The sequence below is a fragment of the Pseudomonas sp. NPDC090201 genome, assembly GCF_044746825.1.
GTDB lineage: Bacteria > Pseudomonadota > Gammaproteobacteria > Pseudomonadales > Pseudomonadaceae > Aquipseudomonas > Aquipseudomonas putida_AD.
Map to the genome: position 1 here is coordinate 93,693 of NZ_JBIVCX010000011.1, position 19,457 is coordinate 113,149.

Here is a 19,457-nt window from a genome sequence, read left to right on the forward strand (position 1 = left end):
GAACAGGGACAGGAGTGCATTTTATGGTGGCAGAAGTCAGGATGCGGGCGTCGGTGGTGATACCGCTGTTACTGGTGATCGGCGCGATCCTCGCCAGTTTTCATGCGTCCAGCGGGCCGATCCAGTGGATGGACAACGGCATGTTTCTCGCTGACGCGTCCCAGGGCAACTACTTCAGCCAGACCCTGGGGCCGCTGGATCATCCGCTGTACCTGTTCGTCACCACGGCGCTGTTCTCGGCGTTCGGGCCGCTGTTGCTCAGCTTCATGAACTCGTTGCTGCTGATTCCGCTGGCCTGGGCCGTCTACCGGCTGGCGAAGAACGCCGGCGCCAACCCGCAGATCGCCCTGCTCTGCGCCGCCGCCGCAATCCTCTGCCACTGCGTGTTCTGGGTATCGACCAAGGCCGAGGTGTACCTGCTGCACACCTTGCTGGTGACGCTGGCCTACATGCTGCACCTGGACCCGCAGTCGCGGTTTGGTGTGCTGCCCAGGCTGTTTCTGATCGGCATGCTCACGGGGCTGGCCGGGGCGATTCATCAGCTCACTTTCATCGTGCTGTTCCCGCTCTACGTACAACTGGTCTGGCAATACAAGGCTCGAACGCTCATCACCCTGCCCGGCTTTGCCCTGGGCTTCAGCGTGGCCTTCCCCGGCATCTATCATGAGCTGCAAAACGGTCTGGGCCTGATCGACATCGGCCACCGTTACCTGATCGGCATCCCCGACAAGACCACCGAACAGAGCTGGCAGGGTTCGCTGTTCCGCTTCGACGACATGTGGCACGAGAAGAACTCCGTCGGCCTGCTATTGCTCTCCCTGCTCGGCCCGCAGGTGCTCGGGCTGGTGCTGCTCCCGCGCAATCCGAAACTGCGGCTGCTGTGGGTGGCGGCGATGATGAACTTCGTGTTTGCGGTGTCCTACAACGTCACCGACCGCTTCACCTTCTTCCTGCCCGGCGCGGTACTGCTCAGCATCATCGGCGTGATGCAATTGCACGCCCTGCTGCCACGCCGCGCCACGCCGCTGCTCAACGCCTCGCCCCTCGGCGCACCCGCGGTGATCCTCAGCGTGTTCGCGGTGTATGCCAGCGGCCTGATCGGACTGCCCACCCACAAGGAGGCACTGCCGTTCAGGGACGACATTCATTACTTCATGGCCCCCTACCTGCCGGATCGCTCCGCCGAACAGTTCGTCATGAGCTACGAAAAATCCGCCCCCCAGGGCGCCCTCATCATCGCCGACTGGACCCCCAACGGCGCACTGCGCTCGGCCCAGGCCAGCGGCTTGCTCAAAGACCGCACCTTCGAACTGTGCGAAGAAGTCGCCAACATCGACGCCTACCTCAAGGGCCCGGGCGCCTACCTGGCCCGCACCAGCTACTGCGCAGGGGTCGCGGACAGGTTCGACCTGCAGGCGATGGCGGTGGGGTTTGAGTTGCGGGCGCGCTGAACACCGCGCCGGTCAGACCTTCTCCAGCGCCTCCTCCTTGTGCATCGCCAGGTGGCCGGTCTTGTCGCTTTTGACTTCGTACTGCGGCTGCTCTTTAGAGGCGTGACGCTGGCGGCCCATGAATTCGACGTCGTGGGTGATCACCCGGGTGACGACGCCCAGCACATGCCCGACATCGGAATTCCACCGCACGTGGTCGCCCTTCTTGAATGCGTGACTCATGATGCTGCTCCTTCAACCGTTGTCGCGAAAGCCTGGGTAGAGGCTCATGCCGCCGTCAATGAACAAGGTTGCGCCGTGTATGTAGTCCGAGGCATCGCTGGCGAGCCAGACCACCGCGTTGGCAACATCCTCGGGCTCGCCGACCCGGCCATAGGGGATCAGCTTGAGCAGCTTGTTCTCAGCGTCGCCAGAGGTGGCCTTGGTGTTGATCGCCGTGCGGATGGCGCCCGGTGCGATGCTGTTGACGCGGATGCGCCGCTCGCCGACTTCCTGAGCGATGCTGCGCATCAGCAGATCCACCCCGCCCTTGGACGCCGCATAGTTGACGTGACCGGCCCAGGGGATGACCTGATGCACTGAACTCATGTGGATGATCTTGCCCAGGGCGCGGGAAATGTCGGGGCGGATCTCTTGCGTGGCGAACTGGCGCAAGGCCGCGCGGGCGCAGAGGAACTGGCCGGTGAGGTTGACGTTGATGACCGTGTTCCATTGTTCCAGGGTCATCTGGTCGATGGCGGCGTCCTGTTGCAGGCCGGAATTGGCCAGCAGGATGTCGAGCCTGCCGAATGCCTCGATGGTTTTCTCGAAGAGCTCCTCGACCTCCTCTTCCTTCGAGACATCGGCGCCCACGGCAATCGCCTGGCCACCGGCTGCGCGAATTTCATCGACGAGCTTTTCAGCAGGCCCGGCCTGGGAATGGAAATTCACCACCACCGCCGCACCGGAGTCCGCCAGCCCCTTCGCCGCCGCCGCGCCAAGCCCGGAACTGGCACCAGTGACCAGCGCGACCTGGCCCTTCAAGGAAATCTGCATGGGGTATTCAGCCTTGTGATGAGCGTGTAGATGCTGACTGATGGCGCTCAACCTAAGTTCAGAAAACTCCCACCGTCGCGGCTCGGCTTGGCGGTGGGGGCGATCTTACGGCTGCCATCGTCCGAATGCGGCCCAGACCAAGCGCGCTCCTACAGGATCTAGGTGACACACCCGCAGCAATACGGCTTGCCGGCGGGGCGATTTTGCGTACGCTCCCGCCGGCAAGCCGTGCTGCTACGGGACGGTGGTGTGCTTTTGATTTTGATCTGGCTTTTGATCTTCATGCGCGATGGCACAGGCGCCGCCGAACGCGACGTTAAGGCGCCAGGCCGAGCGCAGGCGTCGTGGAGGGGGATGAGCGGCAGGAAGCCGCTAGCCGTGCTGGCCATGGACGGCGCTCAGATGGACGGGACGGCGTGCCCCCGGAACGGCGCCGGAGTCGAGGGAACCCGACGCAGTCGGGCCCAGCCTGTCGCAAATGGTTTGGTTACTTTGCCGAAACAAAGTAACGCGCCGTAAGGGCGCAAAGGTGAATCAGCATCACCGCCGCGAACGGATATGCGCCTCATCCGCGCATCACCCCAAGACGCGGAGCGTCAAGACAGCCGTTACCACGCAGAGCGTGGGAACGATCATACGATCATCAAACCGGCGGGTTCACAACCCCAGACTGGACGCCAGCAGACCGCCCTCCATAAACTGTCACCCATCATTTCGCCGGTTCTGCTGAAAAACCGGCCGGCAACGGGGACGTTTTATGAATCGCAATGAACTGCGCAAGGCCGATATCAACCTGATGGTGGTGTTCGAAACCTTGATGCAGGAGCGCAACGTCACCCGTGCCGCCGAGAAACTGTTTCTCGGCCAACCCACCATCAGCGCTGCACTCAATCGCCTGCGCGCACTGTTCAATGACCCGCTGTTCATCCGCGTTGGCCATCGCATGGAACCCACGGCCCGCGCCAACGAGATCATCAATCACCTCTCGCCAGCGCTGGACGCAATGTCCGTGGCCCTGAGCCTGACCCGGGATTTCGATCCGGCCAGCAGCGACATGACCTTCCGCATCGGCCTGTCCGATGACGTCGAATACAGCCTGCTGCCGCCCCTGCTACGGGCGATTCGCCAGGAGGCGCCGGGAATCGTCATCGTCATCAAGCAGGTCAACTACTGGAATATCTCGGAATTGCTGATGTCCGGCGAGATCACGGTGGGCGTCTGCCTGACCCGCGAATTGCCCGCAAACGCCAAGCGCAAGCTACTGCGCACGGTGGCGCCGATGGTGGTGCGGGCGGACAAGTCTCCCGAACCCTTGACTCTCGATGAATACTGCTCGCGCCCCCACGTGGTGGTGTCCCATGTGGCGAACATCTCAAGCTTCGCCGATGAATGGCTGGCAGCGATCGGACGCAAGCGCACGGCGGTGCTGTCGGTGCCGCAATACAGCACGTTGCCGGCGTTGATGGAGGGGACGGATCTGTTGTGCAACCTGCCGGATCACCTGACCCTGGCGATGAACAAGACGGGATTGCTGAAGGGCGAGCCGTTGCCGTTCATCACGCCGAACCTGGAGTTGTCGATGGTCTGGCTGAGCGTGATGGACACCGACCCTGCCGAGCGCTGGCTGCGCAAGCGGCTGGAACAGTTCATGGGCGACCACAGCACCGTGCCCCCTGTCCCGTTGGGTTGAGCCAGTCATGGAATCCGGCGGCAAGGTCAATAATCTGTGGGAGCGGGCTTGCCCGCGAATACGTCCGCACTGACGATTTGGTGGTGGTCCATCCACCACCTTCGCGGGCAAGCCCGCTCCCACAGATCCAGGTCAGGCAACCTCGCACAGGACCCGTCCCAATAGCAAAAAAGCTTGCCAGCGGGGTCGTCATCATGATCGTCCCGCGGGCAAGCCCGGCTGCTACAGGTGACGGCGTCCTTGCCGTCGCTGGGGTTCGGCCTTAACCGAAACGACCGGTGATGTAGTCTTCGGTCTGGGTCTTGGTCGGCTTGGTGAAGATGGTGTCGGTGTCGCCGTGTTCGATCAGTTCACCCAGGAACATGAACGCGGTGTAGTCCGAGCAACGGGCGGCCTGTTGCATGTTGTGCGTCACGATGACCACGGTGAACTGCTCTTTGAGCTCGGTGATCAACTGCTCGATACGACCGGTGGAGATCGGGTCGAGGGCCGAGGTCGGCTCGTCCAGCAGCAACACCTGCGGACGCAGGGCGATGGTGCGGGCGATGCACAGACGCTGCTGCTGACCGCCGGACAGGCTCTGGGCGCTCTGCTTGAGCTTGTCCTTGACTTCATCCCACAACGCCGCGCCACGCAGGGCTTCTTCCACGCGCTCTTCCATCTCGCGACGGGACAGCTTCTCGTGGTGCTTCACTGCGTACGAGATGTTGTCGTAGATCGACATCGGGAACGGCACCGGCTTCTGGAACACCATGCCGACGTGGCTGCGCAGGCGGTTCATCGAGTAGCCAGGGGCCAGGATGTTTTCGCCGTTGAGCAACACTTCGCCCTTGGCTTCCAGTTTCGGGTACATCGAGTAGATGCGGTTGAATACACGCAGCATGGTCGACTTGCCGCAACCCGAAGGCCCGATGATCGCAGTGATGCGCTTCTCGGGGATGTTCATGTTGATGGACTTCAACGACTGGTGGCCGTTGTAGTAGAAGTCGAGGTTGCGTACCTGGATTTTGGTTTTTTCGTCGGCCAGAGAGAGGTTGTTCATCAGGACGCCCTATTGCGCAAAAGAAGGAGACGGGAGCTGAGGCTCAGCACCAGTACAAACAAAGTCATGATCAAGGCACCGGCCCACGCCAGGGAATGCCAGTCATCGAACGGACTCATGGCGTACTGGAAGATCACGACCGGAATGCTGGCGATCGGCTTGAGCAGGTTGCCGCTCCAGAACTGGTTACCGAATGCCGTGAACAGCAGCGGTGCGGTTTCGCCGGTGATGCGGGCCAGGGCCAGCAGGATACCGGTCACGACGCCGGCACGTGCGGCACGCAGGACGATCTGCAGGGTCAGTTTCCACTGCGGTACGCCCAGCGCCAGCGCGGCTTCACGCATGGTCGCCGGTTGCAGTTGCAGCATTTCATCAGTGGTACGCACCACGACCGGGATCACCAGCAGGGCCAGGGCCAGGGCACCGGCGAATGCCGAGAAGCCGACCTGGTGGTTGGTCAAGGCACTGACCGGCAGGATCACCGCAGTGTAGACAAACAGGCCCAGCACGATGGACGGCGCCGACAGCAGAATGTCGTTGATGAAGCGAACCGCGTTACCCAGCTTGGTGTGGCGAGCGAACTCGGCCAGCCAGATGCCGGCCATCAGGCCGATAGGCGTGCCGATCAACAGGCCAATGCCGGACATCAGGATGCTGCCGTAAAAGGCGTTGGCCAGCCCCCCCTCAGAGCCCGGTGGCGGGGTCATATCGGTGAACAGGCGCAGGTTCAGTGCCTGGAAACCGTTGACGATGGTAGTGATCAGGATCCACACCAGCCACAGCAGGCCGAACAGGGTCGCGCCGCAGCTCAACACCATCGCGAGCTTGTTTTTCAGCGCGCGCATCCGGTACAGGTTTTCGTTATCGACCTTGCTCATACACCCTCCTTGCGCGACAGACGAGACAGCATCAGACGGGCAATTGCCAGCACGATGAAGGTGACGACAAACAGCAGGAAGCCCAGGGCGATCAGCGAGGAACGATGCAGGTCGGTGTAGGCCTCGCTGAATTCGTTGGCGATCACCGAAGCAATCGAGCTGCTTGGCATCATCAGCGACGCTGAGAAGTTGTGGGCGTTACCCAGAACGAAGGTCACCGCCATGGTTTCACCCAGAGCACGACCCAGACCCAGGAAGATACCGCCGACCACCGCTGTGCGGGTATACGGCAGGACGATGTCCCAGACCACTTCCCAGGTGGTGCCGCCCAGAGCGTAGGCAGACTCTTTCAGAGCCACCGGAACGGTGCGGAACACTTCGGTCATGACCGAGGTGATGAACGGGATGATCATGATCGCCAGCACGATACCGGCGGTCAGCATGCCGATACCCAGGGGCGGGCCCTGGAAGACCGGGCCGATCAGAGGCAGTGCGCCCAGATTGTCGTTGATCCACGGAGCCAGGTAGGCCGCCATGAACGGACCGAACACGAACAGGCCCCACATGCCGTAGATGATCGAAGGAATGCCTGCCAGCAGTTCGACGGCAGAGGCAATCGGCATCCGCAACCACGGCGGCGCCACTTCAGTCAGAAAAATCGCGATGCCGAAACTCACGGGAACCGCGATCAGCAGCGCGAGAAAGGATGTCACCAAGGTGCCGTAGATCGGAACCAACGCGCCAAAGTGGCCGTTGACCGCATCCCATTCAGTACTGGTAAGAAATTCGAAACCAAAAGTCTTGAACGCCAGGGCTCCGCCCCAGAGTGTCGAGCCGGCGATGCTCGCCAGCAACAGCAGCACCAACAGAGCCGCTCCCATCATCGTGCGCCTGAACCAGGCGTCGTGTCGGTGATCGCGGGCCGCGCGTTTTTCGCTCTCGGAAATCGCATCCGGAATGACAGCGGACATATATTGGGTGTTTTCAGTCATGGTGGGTCCACTCGAAAGGAAACCCTGTCACCGAGCGCTCGGTGACAGGGGCAAGCCGGATAACGTCGAGTTCTTATTTGAACTCGGACTTCCAGTAGGTTTCGATCTTGGCGACCAGCTCTTTAGGCAGTGGTACGTATTCCAGCGACTCGGCGTGAGCCTGACCGTTTTCCAGGGACCATTTGAAGAAGTCGAAAGCAGCCTTGCTTTCTTCAGCCTTCTTCGGCTGCTTGTACATGATGATCCAGGTAGTCGCAGTGATTGGCCATGCTTCAGCGCCCGGGGCGTTGGTCATGATCAGGTTGAAGTCCTTGGCGCTTGCCCAGTCAGCGGTGGCAGCAGCAGCGGCGAACGATTTGGCGCTAGGCTCGACGGTCTTGCCGGCAGCGTTTTCCAGCTTGGCGTAGGAGATGTTGTTGGTCTTGGCGTAGGCGAATTCGACGTAGCCGATCGAACCTTTGATCTGCTTCACGTAAGCAGCCACACCTTCGTTACCCTTGCCACCCACACCGACTGGCCATTGAACGGCCGAACCTTCGCCAGGACCTGCTTTCCAGTCAGGGCTGACTTTGCTCAGGTAGTTGGTGAAGTTGAACGAAGTACCCGAACCGTCCGAACGGTGAACCACGGTGATCGCGGTTTCTGGCAGCTTCAGGCCCTTGTTCAGCGCAACGATCGCTGGATCGTTCCACTTGGTGATTTTGCCCTGGAAGATGTCAGCCAGGACTTTGCCGCTCAGTTCCAGCTTGCCGGTTTCAACGCCTTCAACGTTGATCACTGGAACGATACCGCCGATGACGCTTGGGAACTGACCCAGGCCACTGGCCTGCAGGTCTTCAGCTTTCAGAGGGGCGTCGGAGGCACCGAAGTCAACGGTGGCTGCCTTGATCTGAGCGATACCGCCGCCCGAACCGATCGACTGATAGTTCACCTTGTTGCCGGATTTTGCGCTGTACTCGGTCGCCCATTTGGAGATGACTGGGAACACGAAGCTCGAACCAGCACCAGTGACGTCCGTAGCGTGTGCCATTCCGGACAGGGCCATCGAAGCCAGCAGGAGTGACAGGCGTGTTTTTGTCAGCAGATTCACGGCAATACCTCAACAAAGAGAATGTGTATTTGTGGTCGCACTTGAAGACCCGATGCAGATTTAAAACCCGAAACATTTCTGTTTGATGACAGTCCGGGGACAGACCGCCAAATCTGGAGATTTTCGTAGGCAATTTCCTACAGCCTGTAAACGCAAAACCCCCGGTTTCATTGGAGAAACCGGGGGTTGTCTAGTTTTCGAGAAATTAATAGCAATGCGCCACATTTCGTCATCCAGTGGGCATTTCAGAGGTGATTTTTCGCCTGTTTATGACAGTTATGTTTCTTGCAAGCCACGGCTGGCGGGGCTTGCAGGAGATTCACCGTCATTTGACGAACACCTCGTTTCCGCTTAAGTGTGTCGAAGTTTTGCAGCGAAGCTGATCGAGCGTGGAAAGCCCCCTGCCTCACTCCCCGTAAATATCGAAATCGAAGTACTTTTTCTCGATCTTCGCGTAGGTGCCGTTGGCACGGATGCTGGCCAGGGCCTGGTTGAAGCGCTCCTGCAACGGATCGCCCTTGCGCACGGCCACGCCAATGCCGGTGCCGAAATACTGTTCTTCGGTGAACGCAGGTCCCACGAAGGTGTAGTCCTTGCCTTCAGGCTTCTTCAGCAGCGCTTCGTCGATAGCCACCGAGCTTGCCATGGTGGCGTCGATGCGCCCGCCCAGCAGGTCCAGGAACACTTCGCTCTGGGAGGCGTAGCTGACGATGGTGGCACCGGCGGGAACGAATTTGTCGGTCACGTAGCGCTCGAAGTTGGTGGAGCGCTGCACGCCGATGCGCAGGCCTTTGAGCTGGGCAGGAACCTCGGTGATGCCGCTGTCCTTGCGCACCACCAGACGCGCCGGAATGCGGTAGTAGCGGTTGGTGAAGTCCACCGATTTCATCCGCTCAGGGGTGATCGACATCGAAGAGATGATCGCATCGACCTTCTTCACCTTGAGCGCCGGGATCAGCCCGTCGAACTCGTTTTCCTTCCACTCGCACTTCACCTTCATCTCGGCGCAGAGGGCCTGGCCGATGTCGTAGTCGAAGCCCACGATCTGGTTGTCGGCGGTCTTGGAGGCGAATGGCGGGTAAGCAGCCTCGATCCCCAGCTTCAGAGGGGCGTCAGCGGCATGGGCGTTGAAGGCCAGCACAGAGGCCAGGCTCAGGGTACCAATGAGGGTCTTGATGTTCATGCAAAGCTCCAAACGATGTTGTTCAGGTCGGGCACGCCCCGGGATTCAGGACAGCGCCCGTTATGGCAGCAGCAATGTGAACGGTGGGCGGGCGTTCTTGATTCCCGAAGGACGACGCCCTGCCCTGCAACGCTTAAAGCGCCGCGGTGACGATGATCTCCACGAGAATTTCAGGGTCGTCGAACTGCACCTGGCAGGTCGCCCGTGCCGGGGTCTGGATGGCATCGACCCAGGCGCTCCAGGTTTCATTCATGCCGGCGAAATCGGCGGTCATGTCTTTCATCCAGATCTGCACGCTGAGCAGGCGGCTCTTGTCGCTGCCAGAGGCCGCCAGCAGCTCGTCGACACGTGCCAGCACCTGACGGGTCTGGCCACGAATGTCCTGGGTGCAATCGGCGGCGACGATGCCGGCCAGGTAAGCCACGCCGTTGTGCACCACGCTGCGGCTCAGGCGTGGATTGCTTTCGATGCGTTGAATCGGGGTGCTCATGACGGAATCCTTTTCAAGGGTGAAAAAACAGACAGATCGAACTCACGCTCGCCCGCCATCTGGCCCAGGGTGATGGGTTTCAGAGGGGGACGAATGCGGTAGTAACCCACTTGGCCGGCAGCGACCTTGCGGTGCTCGGCGATGATCTCGGTGACGCTCAGCCCGCACTGCCGGCCCTGGCAAGGGCCCATGCCGCAGCGGCCGAAGGCCTTGGTCTGATTGGGCCCCAGGCAGCCGAGGTCGACGTAGCTGCGAATCGCGCCTGCGCTGACTTCTTCGCAGCGACAGACGATGGTGTCGTCCTCGGGGATGCGGTTCGGCGACTGCGGGCGATACAGGGCATCGATCAACGGGCGCGCCGCGATTTGTCGGCGCAGCCGCCGCTGCCAGGGCTGGGCGAGTGAGGTCAGCTTCAGTTCATCGAGCCTGTGCAGGCGATGAGCGATGGCCAGCGCCGCCAGACGCCCCTGGCTCGCAGCCGCCTTCGCACCGCCAATCGCTGCGCCATCACCGGCAATGAAAATCCCGGAAACGCTGGTTTCGCCCCAGCTGTCACGGCGAGCGACCCAACACAGCTGCTGCTCGTCCCAGGCGTGTTCAGCGCGCAGGGACTGGCTGATCTGGGTATTGGGCACCACGCCCTGATGCAGCAGAATCAGCGAGGCCCAGACCTTGTGCGACTGCCCTTCGCTGTCGAAGCTCAGCGCCTCGGCGCGCCGTTCGCCCTCTATCCGCAAGTTGCGCGCAGCGCGGTAATGCTGCACGCCCGCCCACTTGAGCCTGGCCAGCAACGAAACGCCTTTGAGCAGATCCGGCCAGCCGGCCAGTGCTGCGCGCAGTTGCCGGCCGTGCCTTAAGGCTTCGCGGCGGCCACTGGTGTCGACCAGGGCTTCGATGTGAATCCCGGCGCGCAAGTACTGCACCGCCAGCAAATACAGCAACGGTCCGCAGCCCGCCAGCACCACGGGCCCCTGGGGCACCATGGCCGCGCTTTTCAAGAGAATCTGCCCGGCGCCTGCGGTCATCACGCCAGGCAAGGTCCAGCCGGGGATGGGCATGGGCCGCTCCATGGCGCCGGTGGCGATCAGGATCTGGCGACCTTGCAGCACCCGGGCATTGCCATTGAGCAGCACATGCACCCGATGCTCGTCCGTCACCTGCCACACTGCGGCATTGGGCACGTAGCGCACCTCACTGGCGAGCAATGCCTGTACCAGCTGCTTGCCGGCCCTGTAGTCCGCGCCGAGTATCTTGCGGCTGCGCTCGTCGGCCTGCCCGACATTGCGATAGATCTGTCCGCCGGGCTGGCGTTGCTCATCGAGCAATATCACCTTGAGCCCCTGGGCTGCGGCCTCGAGTGCCGCGCTTATGCCGGCAGGGCCTGCGCCGATGACGATAAGGTCCACCCGTGAATCACTCATCGACCACCTCCTGGTCCGGCTGCGGATCGATCATCAGATCCCGCGCCCCACGCTGACGACGGACCGACATGCCGTCCGCCACTTCAATCAGACAGGCCTGTGCGTTGGCCTGACCGTCGACCTCCATCAGGCATTCGAAACACACGCCCATCATGCAATAGGGCGCGCCGGGCCTGCCGTTGACCGCGCTTTCGCGGGTGTGGCCGACGTCGTGGAGCAGCAACGCGGCGGCCAGCGAGACGTCCGCCGGGACGTTCAACGACCGGCCTTCGAATTCGATGCGCACCTGCCGTCCGCTCTGCTGCATACGGCGAAACAAGGCGTCAGTGGGCATAGCGCACCTCGCGTAAATCCTTGAACCGGGCCAGGTTGAAGGGTGCGATGGCCGGCTCGTCAAGCTCGCCTGCGATCCACGGCGCCAGTCGCAAGGCGTGAGCGGCGGCCAGGGTCACGCCGCTATGGCAGGTCACGACGAACGCGCCGGGGCTGTCATGGGCCGCTTCGTAGATCGGGTAGCCATCGGCGCTGAGCACGCGCAACGCGCCCCAGGCCCGGACCATCCTGACGTTTTCAAGGCGCGGGAAGCATTTGACGGCGCGGGCCGCGATCTCGGCCATTACCGGGCTGCTGGTGCGGTCATCGAAGCCGGTGGCCTCCAGCGAGTCGCCCAGTTGCACCGTGCCCTCGTCAGTCTGGCGTACGTATGTGGTGGGGTACTGCAGGAACGGCTGCAAGCGTTCGGTAACCAGGATCTGCCCGCGATTGGGCCGCACCGGCACCTCCATGCCGAGCATCGCGCCCAGCTGGCGGTTGCCCAGCCCCGCTGCGAGCACCAGGTATTCGGCATTGAAGCGATGTTCGGCGGTGCGCACTTCGAACCCGTTAACGCACTGGTCGATGGCGTTCACGCTCTGGCCATTGACGATGACCACGCCACGGGCGCGGCACGCTACATATAATGCGCGCAGCAGTTTGAGCGGGTTGACGTGGCCATCCATGGGCGAATAGCAGGCGCCCACGACACCCGGTCCGACACCGGGCAGGCGCTTCTTCAACTGTGCGGGGTCCAGCAATTCGAAGGGATAGTCGCCGCCAAAGGCATCGCGCAACCAGTTCAGGCGACGGGTTTCTTCGGCAAGCTCGGCATCGTCCATGCACAACTGGAAGCCGCCAGGCTGACGCAGGTGCAGGTCGATGCCGGTGTCAGCGTGGAGCAGTTCATTCAGACGCGGCCAAAGTGCCACGGATTGACGGGTCCAGCTGGCATACAGGCTGTTGCGATAGCCCTTGCCCTGAACCCAGAGCAGGCCAAAGTTGCCACGGGCGGCGCGCAATGCGTCATCACCTTCGTCAAGCACGGTGACGCGGCGTCCGGCCAGTGCCAGTCCATACGCAATGGACATACCCACCAAACCGCCACCGACGACAATTACATCTGTCTTGTCCATCTTCAACTACCCGGCCTGCCTGGCTGTGAATTCCGACACCACCGATCCTAGTGGCCAGACAATGGCGTGAAAAATGCTTTATTGTCTGCCGGTCATGTTCTTTTGTTATGGAATTCAGGATGAATCTACGACAGCTGGAAGCTTTTCGTGCAGTGATTCTCGGTCAGACCGTCACTCGTGCAGCCGAGATGCTGCACATCTCGCAACCCGCCGCGACACGACTGATCGCAAGCCTTGAAGCGGACATCGGCTTCGAGCTGTTCGACCGGGTCAAGGGCCGGCTGCAGCCCACACCGGAGGCCTTGACGCTGTACCAGGAAGTGCAGCGCTCACTGATCGGCGTGGAACGCATCGCCCGCACTGCCCAGGACATCCGCAGCCTCAAGCGCGGTTCGTTGCACATTGCCTGCGCCCCGGCCATGGGCCTGATCTTCATGCCCCGCGTCATTGCCTCGTTCATGGCCGAACACGAGGGGGTGCACGTTTCCCTGGTCGTCCACTCTTCGGCGCAGGTGATCGAGCTGATGGTCGGCCAGCGCTGCGACCTGGGCATCATCGTGCTGCCCAACACCTACCCCAGCCCGCGCTCGGAACAGTTGATCGCCACCCGCATGCTGTGCGCCCTGCCCGCTTCCCACTCGCTGTGCGAGAAGCCGGTGATCGTGCCCGAAGACCTGCGCGGCGAGGCGTTCATCTCCTATCCCCACTCCATCGGCTCGCGCCAGCAGATCGACACGATCTTCGCCGCCCATGGCGTCGAGCGCGAACTGCGTCTGGAAACCCAGTTGTCGCAACCGATGTGCGAGTTCGTCGAGCATGGGCTCGGGGTTGCCCTGGTCGATGCCCTGAGCGCCGTGAATTACCGTGGCGACGGCATCGTGTTCAAGCCGTTCGAGCCTGCCATCGAGATGGATTTCGCGATGCTGCTGCCGGTTCACGGTCCGGTGTCCAAGCTGCATACGGCGTTTCTGGAGCACACCCAGGCGTTCATCGAGCGTCATGTGCCAAAGGCGTACCGCTTCACGGCGTGAGCTGACCGTCTGTCGGTATGACTGCACGTCTGGGCGGGAACGTTAGACCAATGTGTATCCATGACCAAAAAGGGATTCACATCATGATCACCAAAAAACTGACTGCCTTGACCCTTGCCGGCCTGCTGAGTGTTGCGGCGGGTTCTGCATTCGCAGGCTCAACCGGCCCTACTGATCCGGTGGACAACAACAGTCCGCGTACCGGGAGTTCGAGCATGGGGCAGAACACTGACGGCTCGACGACTTCACCGAAGACTTCCACGCCTGGGACCAAGGGCATGGGCGGGAATAACGGCACTAATGGCAGCACCAGCCAGGGTGGCGGGATGAGTAATGGCAACGGGATGGGTGGTAGTGGCGGTGGTGCGGGTGGTAGCTCGGGTTCGGGTGGTGGGAGTGGTGCCAAGTAAAGCGGCTTGCCACGAGGCTGGTTCCCACGCTCTGCGTGGGAACGGCGCTCTGGACGCTCCGCGTTGTTGGGTGACGCTCTGTCGAGTGTATATCCAGTAGTGTCTGAGGTGCGAAGTGTGCCTTCCGCCCTTACGGCGGGTCACTTTTTCCAAGAGCTGAAAAAGTAACCAAAAAAGCCCTGCGACAGGCTGGGGTCCTTCGGACTTCCCTTGACTCCGGCGCCGTTCCGGGGGCACGCCATCCCGTCCATCTGAGCGCCGTCCATGGCCAGCACGGCTAGCGGCATCCCTGCCGCTCATCCCCCTGCACGACGCCTGCGCTCGGCCTGGCGCCTTAACGTCGCGTTCTGTGTCGCCTGCACCATCGCGCACCAAGATCAGAAGCAAGATCAAAATCTTTGGTTGTACACCGCCCCGTAGCAGCACGGCTTGCCGGCGGGAGCGATCTCAAAGGCGTCATCGCGAGCAAGCTCACTCCTACAGGGGTGAGGTCAGCCACATCCGTAGCAGTTCGGCTTGCTGGCGTCGGTGGTCTTGAGGACGCCGTCGCGGGCAAGCGCGCTCCTACAAGACCGGTACACGTCATCCGTAGCAGTCCGGCTTGCCGGCGTCGGTGATCTTGTGGACGCTATCGCGGCAAGCGCGCTACTACAGGGTTGAGGTGACTACATCCGTACCAGTCCTGGGCATGGATGGCCCATCATGGCATGCCCCCGAGTGGCGCCGGAGTGGAGGCGTGAAAACAAAAAACCGCCCCTGAGGGCGGTTTTTCTGTTTAGGCATCAAACCTTGCGAATCAACGCTCCAGCAGGATACGCAGCATGCGGCGCAGCGGTTCGGCCGCGCCCCACAGCAGCTGGTCACCCACGGTGAACGCGCCCAGGTACTGCGAACCCATGTTCAGCTTGCGCAGACGACCCACCGGAATGTTCAGCGTGCCGGTCACCGAGGTCGGGCTCAGTTCCTGGATGCTGGCTTCACGGGTGTTCGGCACCAGCTTGACCCACGGGTTGTGCTGGCTGATCAGCCCTTCGATGTCAGTGATCGGCACGTCTTTGTTCAGCTTGATGGTCAGCGCCTGGCTGTGGCAACGCATGGCGCCGATGCGCACGCAGATGCCGTCCACCGGGATCGGGCTCTTGAAGCGGCCCAGGATCTTGTTGGTTTCCGCCTGGCCTTTCCACTCTTCGCGGCTCTGGCCGTTCGGCAGTTCCTTGTCGATCCACGGGATCAGGCTGCCGGCCAGCGGCACGCCGAAGTTTTCGGTCGGGAAGCTGTCGCCGCGCATGGCTTCGGCCACCTTGCGGTCGATGTCCAGGATGGCGCTGGCCGGGTTGGCCAGATCGTCGGCCACCGACGCATTGATCGCGCCCATCTGCTTGATCAGTTCACGCATGTTCTGCGCACCGGCACCGGATGCCGCCTGGTAGGTCATGACGTTCATCCACTCGACCAGACCGGCTTCGAACAGGCCGCCCAGGCCCATCAGCATCAGGCTGACGGTGCAGTTGCCGCCGATGAAGTTCTTGGTGCCGGTGTCCAGTTGCTGGTCGATGACCTTGCGGTTGACCGGATCGAGGATGATGACCGCGTCGTCCTGCATGCGCAGGGAAGAAGCCGCGTCGATCCAGTAACCCTGCCAGCCCGCTTCACGCAGCTTGGGGAACACCTCATTGGTGTAGTCGCCGCCCTGGCAGGTCAGTACCACGTCAAGGGTCTTGAGCTCATCGATGCTGTAGGCATCCTTGAGCGGCGCAATGTCCTTGCCCACCGACGGGCCTTGGCCGCCGACGTTGGAGGTGGTGAAAAAAACCGGCTCAATGAGATCGAAATCCTGCTCTTCCAGCATGCGCTGCATGAGCACGGAACCAACCATACCGCGCCAACCGACCAGACCTACACGTTTCATCGCAACTACACCTTAGTTAAAAGTGGGGCCCCTTCTTGCACGGAGCCGAAGCTCGACATTGCAGCAGTGGGCCCGAGATATTACAGATTGCGCAGCGCGGCGACTACGGCGTCACCCATTTCCTGCGTACCGACTTTGGCATTGCCTTCGGACCAGATGTCACCGGTGCGCAGGCCCTGGTCAAGAACCAGGCTGACGGCCTTCTCGATGGCGTCTGCGGCGCTGTGCTGATTGAAGCTGTAACGCAGCATCATCGATACCGAGAGGATGGTCGCCAGCGGGTTGGCGATGCCCTTGCCCGCGATGTCCGGCGCCGAACCGTGGCAAGGCTCGTACATGCCCTTGTTGTTCGAATCCAGCGAGGCCGATGGCAGCATACCGATGGAACCGGTCAGCATCGAAGCTTCGTCCGACAGGATGTCGCCGAACATGTTGTCGGTGACCATCACGTCGAATTGCTTCGGCGCGCGGACCAGCTGCATGGCGGCGTTGTCGACGTACATGTGGCTCAGTTCGACGTCCGGGTAGTCCTTGGCGACCTGCTCGACCACTTCACGCCACAGCTGGCTGGAAGCCAGGACGTTGGCCTTGTCCACCGAGCACAGCTTCTTGCCACGCACGCGGGCCATGTCGAAACCGACACGGGCGATGCGGCGGATTTCGCTTTCGCTGTACGGCAGGGTGTCGAAAGCCTGGCGCTCGCCGTTTTCCAGCTCGCGGGTGCCACGTGGCGCGCCGAAGTAGATACCGCCGGTCAGCTCACGGACGATGAGAATGTCCAGGCCCGAAACGATTTCCGGCTTCAGGCTCGACGCCTCGGCCAGTTGCGGGTACAGGATGGCCGGACGCAGGTTGGCGAACAGGCCCAGTTGCGAACGAATCTTCAGCAGGCCGCGCTCTGGGCGGATGTCACGCTCGATGGTGTCCCATTTCGGGCCGCCCACCGCGCCCAGCAGCACGGCGTCGGCAGCGCGGGCACGCTCCAGGGTCTCGTCGGCCAGCGGCACGCCATGCTTGTCGATGGCAGCGCCGCCGATAACGTCGTGGCTCAATTCGAAACCCAACTGGTACTTGTCATTGGCCAGTTCCAGCACCTTGACCGCCTCAGCCATGATTTCCGGACCAATGCCGTCACCAGGGAGAATCAGAATCTGCTTGCTCATAAAACTCTCGTTTCAAAATTGCTGTCGGCCCCATATACGGAGCCGACTCGGGAGCGGCAAGCTTCGAGCTGCAAGCTGCAAGAAAAAGCAGCCGCGCCACGGACAACTTGCCGCTTGTAGCTTAAAGCTTGAAGCTGCTCGTCAGCGGAAGAGCCAGGGTTGTGCTGCGCGGTGCTTGCCCTCGAACGCTGCAATCGCGTCGCCGTCCACCAGGGTCAGGCCGATGTCGTCCAGGCCGTTGAGCAGGCAGTGCTTGCGGAACGCGTCGACTTCGAAGCTGTACACCTTGCCATCTTCGCCGGTGACTGTCTGCGCCTGCAGGTCGATCTTCAGCTGGTAGCCTTCCTTCGCCTCGACCGCCTTGAACAGCTCGTCAACCTCGCTTTCGCTCAGGATGATCGGCAACAGGCCGTTCTTGAAGCTGTTGTTGAAGAAGATGTCGGCGTAGCTCGGCGCGATGATGCTGCGGAAACCGTACTCTTCCAGCGCCCACGGCGCGTGCTCGCGGCTCGAACCGCAGCCGAAGTTCTCACGGGCCAGCAGCACGCTGGCGCCCTGATAACGCTCGTGGTTGAGCACGAACTCCTTGTTCAGCGGACGCTTGGAGTTGTCCTGATACGGCTGGCCCACATCCAGGTAACGCCACTCGTCGAACAGGTTGGGACCGAAACCGGTGCGCTTGATCGACTTCAGAAACTGCTTGGGAATGATCTGGTCGGTGTCGACGTTGGCACGATCCAGCGGAGCGACCAGGCCGGTGTGTTGGGTAAATGGCTTCATGCTGGGCTCCTTAGTGCTGGCTCATGGTGCGAACATCGACGAAACGACCGTTGACCGCTGCCGCCGCGGCCATCGCCGGGCTCACCAGGTGGGTACGACCACCGGCGCCCTGACGGCCTTCAAAGTTGCGGTTGGAGGTCGACGCGCAATGCTCGCCGCTCTCCAGGCGGTCAGGGTTCATCGCCAGGCACATCGAGCAGCCTGGCTCACGCCATTCGAAACCGGCTTCGATGAAGATCTTGTCCAGCCCTTCCTTCTCGGCCTGTTCCTTGACCAGGCCCGAGCCCGGCACCACGATCGCCTGCTTGATGGTCGAAGCCACCTTGCGGCCCTTGGCGATATCCGCCGCAGCGCGCAGGTCTTCGATCCGCGAGTTGGTGCAGGAACCGATGAATACGCGATCGAGCTGGATGTCGGTGATCGCCTGATTGGCGCTCAGGCCCATGTACTTCAGGGCGCGCTCGATGGAGCCACGCTTGACCAGGTCGGTTTCCTTGGCAGGGTCCGGCACGTTCTGATCGACGGCCAGAACCATTTCAGGCGAAGTGCCCCAGCTCACTTGTGGCTTGATCTGGGCGGCGTCGAGCTCGACCACGGTGTCGAACACCGCGTCGTCGTCGGACACCAGGTCTTTCCAGGCTTCGACCGCTGCATCCCACTGCTCGGCAGTCGGTGCGAACGGGCGACCCTTGACGTAGGCAATGGTCTTTTCATCGGTGGCCACCAGGCCGACGCGGGCGCCTGCCTCGATGGACATGTTGCAGATGGTCATGCGGCCTTCGACAGACAGGTCGCGGATCGCGCTGCCGGCGAATTCGATGGCATGGCCGTTGCCGCCGGCAGTACCGATCTTGCCGATGATGGCCAGGACGATGTCCTTGGCAGTCACGCCGAATGGCAGTTTGCCTTCGACCAACACCCGCATGTTTTTCATTTTCTTGGCGACCAGGCACTGGGTGGCGAGCACGTGCTCGACCTCGGAAGTGCCGATACCGTGAGCCAGAGCGCCGAATGCGCCGTGGGTCGAGGTGTGGGAGTCACCGCAGACCACGGTCATGCCCGGCAAGGTGGCGCCCTGCTCCGGGCCGATCACGTGAACGATGCCCTGACGGGTGTCGTTCATCTTGAATTCGGTGATGCCGTACTCGTCGCAGTTGTCGTCCAGAGTCTGGACCTGCAGGCGCGACACCTGGTCGGCAATGGCTTCGATGCCGCCCTTGCGCTCAGGGGTGGTCGGTACGTTGTGGTCCGGGGTCGCGATATTGGCGTCGATGCGCCAAGGCTTGCGACCGGCCAGACGCAGGCCTTCAAACGCTTGCGGCGAAGTCACTTCGTGGATGATATGACGGTCGATGTAGATCAGCGCCGAGCCATCGTCGCGCTGTTTGACCAAATGCGAATCCCAGAGCTTGTCGTAGAGCGTTTTGCCAGCCATCAGACGGTT

General features: G+C 61.8%; 19 protein-coding genes. 4 read left to right on the forward strand and 15 right to left on the reverse strand.

The features are described from left to right. The first annotated feature begins 23 nt into the window (after nt 1-23). Complete coding sequence (locus tag ACIPOO_RS22490; RefSeq protein ID WP_400609924.1) at nt 24-1,451, forward strand: DUF2723 domain-containing protein; 1,428 nt, start codon at nt 24-26, stop codon at nt 1,449-1,451. 12 nt (nt 1,452-1,463) lie between these two features. Here the strand turns inward: ACIPOO_RS22490 and ACIPOO_RS22495 are convergent, their stop codons facing one another. Together ACIPOO_RS22495 and ACIPOO_RS22500 are read right to left on the reverse strand one after the other, a co-directional pair. After that, complete coding sequence (locus tag ACIPOO_RS22495) at nt 1,464-1,673, reverse strand: DUF2945 domain-containing protein (protein WP_400609926.1); 210 nt, start codon at nt 1,671-1,673, stop codon at nt 1,464-1,466. Between the two features lie 12 nt (nt 1,674-1,685). Next, the gene (locus tag ACIPOO_RS22500; protein ID WP_400609928.1) at nt 1,686-2,486 is read right to left on the reverse strand and encodes a glucose 1-dehydrogenase; all 801 of its coding nucleotides are present in this window, start codon (nt 2,484-2,486) and stop codon (nt 1,686-1,688) included. Nucleotides 2,487-3,243: 757 nt separating this feature from the next. Here ACIPOO_RS22500 and ACIPOO_RS22505 point away from each other — a divergent pair. Beyond that, the gene (locus ACIPOO_RS22505; protein ID WP_274130176.1) at nt 3,244-4,176 is read left to right on the forward strand and encodes a LysR family transcriptional regulator; all 933 of its coding nucleotides are present in this window, start codon (nt 3,244-3,246) and stop codon (nt 4,174-4,176) included. A 262-nt stretch (nt 4,177-4,438) separates the two neighbouring features. On the opposite strand, the gene pstB is transcribed toward ACIPOO_RS22505, so the two are convergent. From pstB to ACIPOO_RS22550, 9 genes are all read right to left on the reverse strand, one after another. Beyond that, entirely contained in the window at nt 4,439-5,218 is a 780-nt protein-coding gene (gene pstB, locus ACIPOO_RS22510; RefSeq protein WP_274130178.1) for a phosphate ABC transporter ATP-binding protein PstB, read from the reverse strand. Further along, nucleotides 5,218-6,096 (reverse strand): phosphate ABC transporter permease PstA, encoded by an 879-nt coding sequence (gene pstA / locus ACIPOO_RS22515; RefSeq protein ID WP_274130179.1) that lies wholly within the window; start codon nt 6,094-6,096, stop codon nt 5,218-5,220. Before pstA ends, pstB begins: the two co-directional genes overlap by 1 nt. After that, nucleotides 6,093-7,088, reverse strand: coding sequence for a phosphate ABC transporter permease subunit PstC (gene pstC / locus ACIPOO_RS22520; protein ID WP_274130180.1), 996 nt, complete (start codon nt 7,086-7,088; stop codon nt 6,093-6,095). The genes pstA and pstC overlap by 4 nt, the downstream gene beginning before the upstream one ends. Before the next feature lie 73 nt (nt 7,089-7,161). After that, nucleotides 7,162-8,178: a phosphate ABC transporter substrate-binding protein PstS gene (gene pstS, locus ACIPOO_RS22525; protein WP_274130181.1), complete on the reverse strand. Its 1,017-nt coding sequence runs from the start codon at nt 8,176-8,178 to the stop codon at nt 7,162-7,164. Between the two features lie 406 nt (nt 8,179-8,584). Further along, nucleotides 8,585-9,361: an ABC transporter substrate-binding protein gene (locus ACIPOO_RS22530; RefSeq protein ID WP_274130182.1), complete on the reverse strand. Its 777-nt coding sequence runs from the start codon at nt 9,359-9,361 to the stop codon at nt 8,585-8,587. A gap of 133 nt (nt 9,362-9,494) precedes the next feature. Continuing rightward, nucleotides 9,495-9,851: a RidA family protein gene (locus ACIPOO_RS22535; protein ID WP_400609932.1), complete on the reverse strand. Its 357-nt coding sequence runs from the start codon at nt 9,849-9,851 to the stop codon at nt 9,495-9,497. Continuing rightward, nucleotides 9,848-11,272: an FAD-dependent oxidoreductase gene (locus ACIPOO_RS22540; RefSeq protein WP_400609934.1), complete on the reverse strand. Its 1,425-nt coding sequence runs from the start codon at nt 11,270-11,272 to the stop codon at nt 9,848-9,850. The genes ACIPOO_RS22535 and ACIPOO_RS22540 overlap by 4 nt, the downstream gene beginning before the upstream one ends. Next, the gene (locus ACIPOO_RS22545; protein WP_274130185.1) at nt 11,265-11,606 is read right to left on the reverse strand and encodes a (2Fe-2S)-binding protein; all 342 of its coding nucleotides are present in this window, start codon (nt 11,604-11,606) and stop codon (nt 11,265-11,267) included. The genes ACIPOO_RS22540 and ACIPOO_RS22545 overlap by 8 nt, the downstream gene beginning before the upstream one ends. After that, nucleotides 11,596-12,720 carry an NAD(P)/FAD-dependent oxidoreductase gene (locus tag ACIPOO_RS22550; protein WP_400609936.1) on the reverse strand — a complete coding sequence of 375 codons (1,125 nt, stop codon included), beginning with the start codon at nt 12,718-12,720 and terminating at the stop codon, nt 11,596-11,598. Before ACIPOO_RS22550 ends, ACIPOO_RS22545 begins: the two co-directional genes overlap by 11 nt. Nucleotides 12,721-12,839: 119 nt before the next feature. On the opposite strand from ACIPOO_RS22550, the gene ACIPOO_RS22555 reads away from it, so the two are divergent. Both ACIPOO_RS22555 and ACIPOO_RS22560 read left to right on the forward strand, forming a co-directional pair. Then, a complete protein-coding gene (locus ACIPOO_RS22555) occupies nt 12,840-13,751 on the forward strand; it encodes a LysR substrate-binding domain-containing protein (protein ID WP_400609938.1) in 912 nt (303 codons plus the stop codon). An 83-nt stretch (nt 13,752-13,834) separates the two neighbouring features. Further along, on the forward strand, nt 13,835-14,161 hold the full coding sequence (locus ACIPOO_RS22560) for a hypothetical protein (protein ID WP_274130188.1): 327 nt from the start codon (nt 13,835-13,837) through the stop codon (nt 14,159-14,161). A 796-nt stretch (nt 14,162-14,957) separates the two neighbouring features. On the opposite strand, the gene asd is transcribed toward ACIPOO_RS22560, so the two are convergent. From asd to leuC, 4 genes are all read right to left on the reverse strand, one after another. After that, nucleotides 14,958-16,070, reverse strand: coding sequence for an aspartate-semialdehyde dehydrogenase (gene asd / locus ACIPOO_RS22565; protein WP_400609940.1), 1,113 nt, complete (start codon nt 16,068-16,070; stop codon nt 14,958-14,960). Between the two features lie 80 nt (nt 16,071-16,150). After that, nucleotides 16,151-17,233 carry a 3-isopropylmalate dehydrogenase gene (leuB, locus tag ACIPOO_RS22570; protein WP_400609942.1) on the reverse strand — a complete coding sequence of 361 codons (1,083 nt, stop codon included), beginning with the start codon at nt 17,231-17,233 and terminating at the stop codon, nt 16,151-16,153. 141 nt (nt 17,234-17,374) lie between these two features. Next, nucleotides 17,375-18,013 carry a 3-isopropylmalate dehydratase small subunit gene (gene leuD / locus ACIPOO_RS22575; protein WP_274130191.1) on the reverse strand — a complete coding sequence of 213 codons (639 nt, stop codon included), beginning with the start codon at nt 18,011-18,013 and terminating at the stop codon, nt 17,375-17,377. 10 nt (nt 18,014-18,023) lie between these two features. Then, entirely contained in the window at nt 18,024-19,448 is a 1,425-nt protein-coding gene (leuC, locus tag ACIPOO_RS22580) for a 3-isopropylmalate dehydratase large subunit (RefSeq protein WP_400609944.1), read from the reverse strand. Nucleotides 19,449-19,457 lie beyond the last annotated feature (9 nt).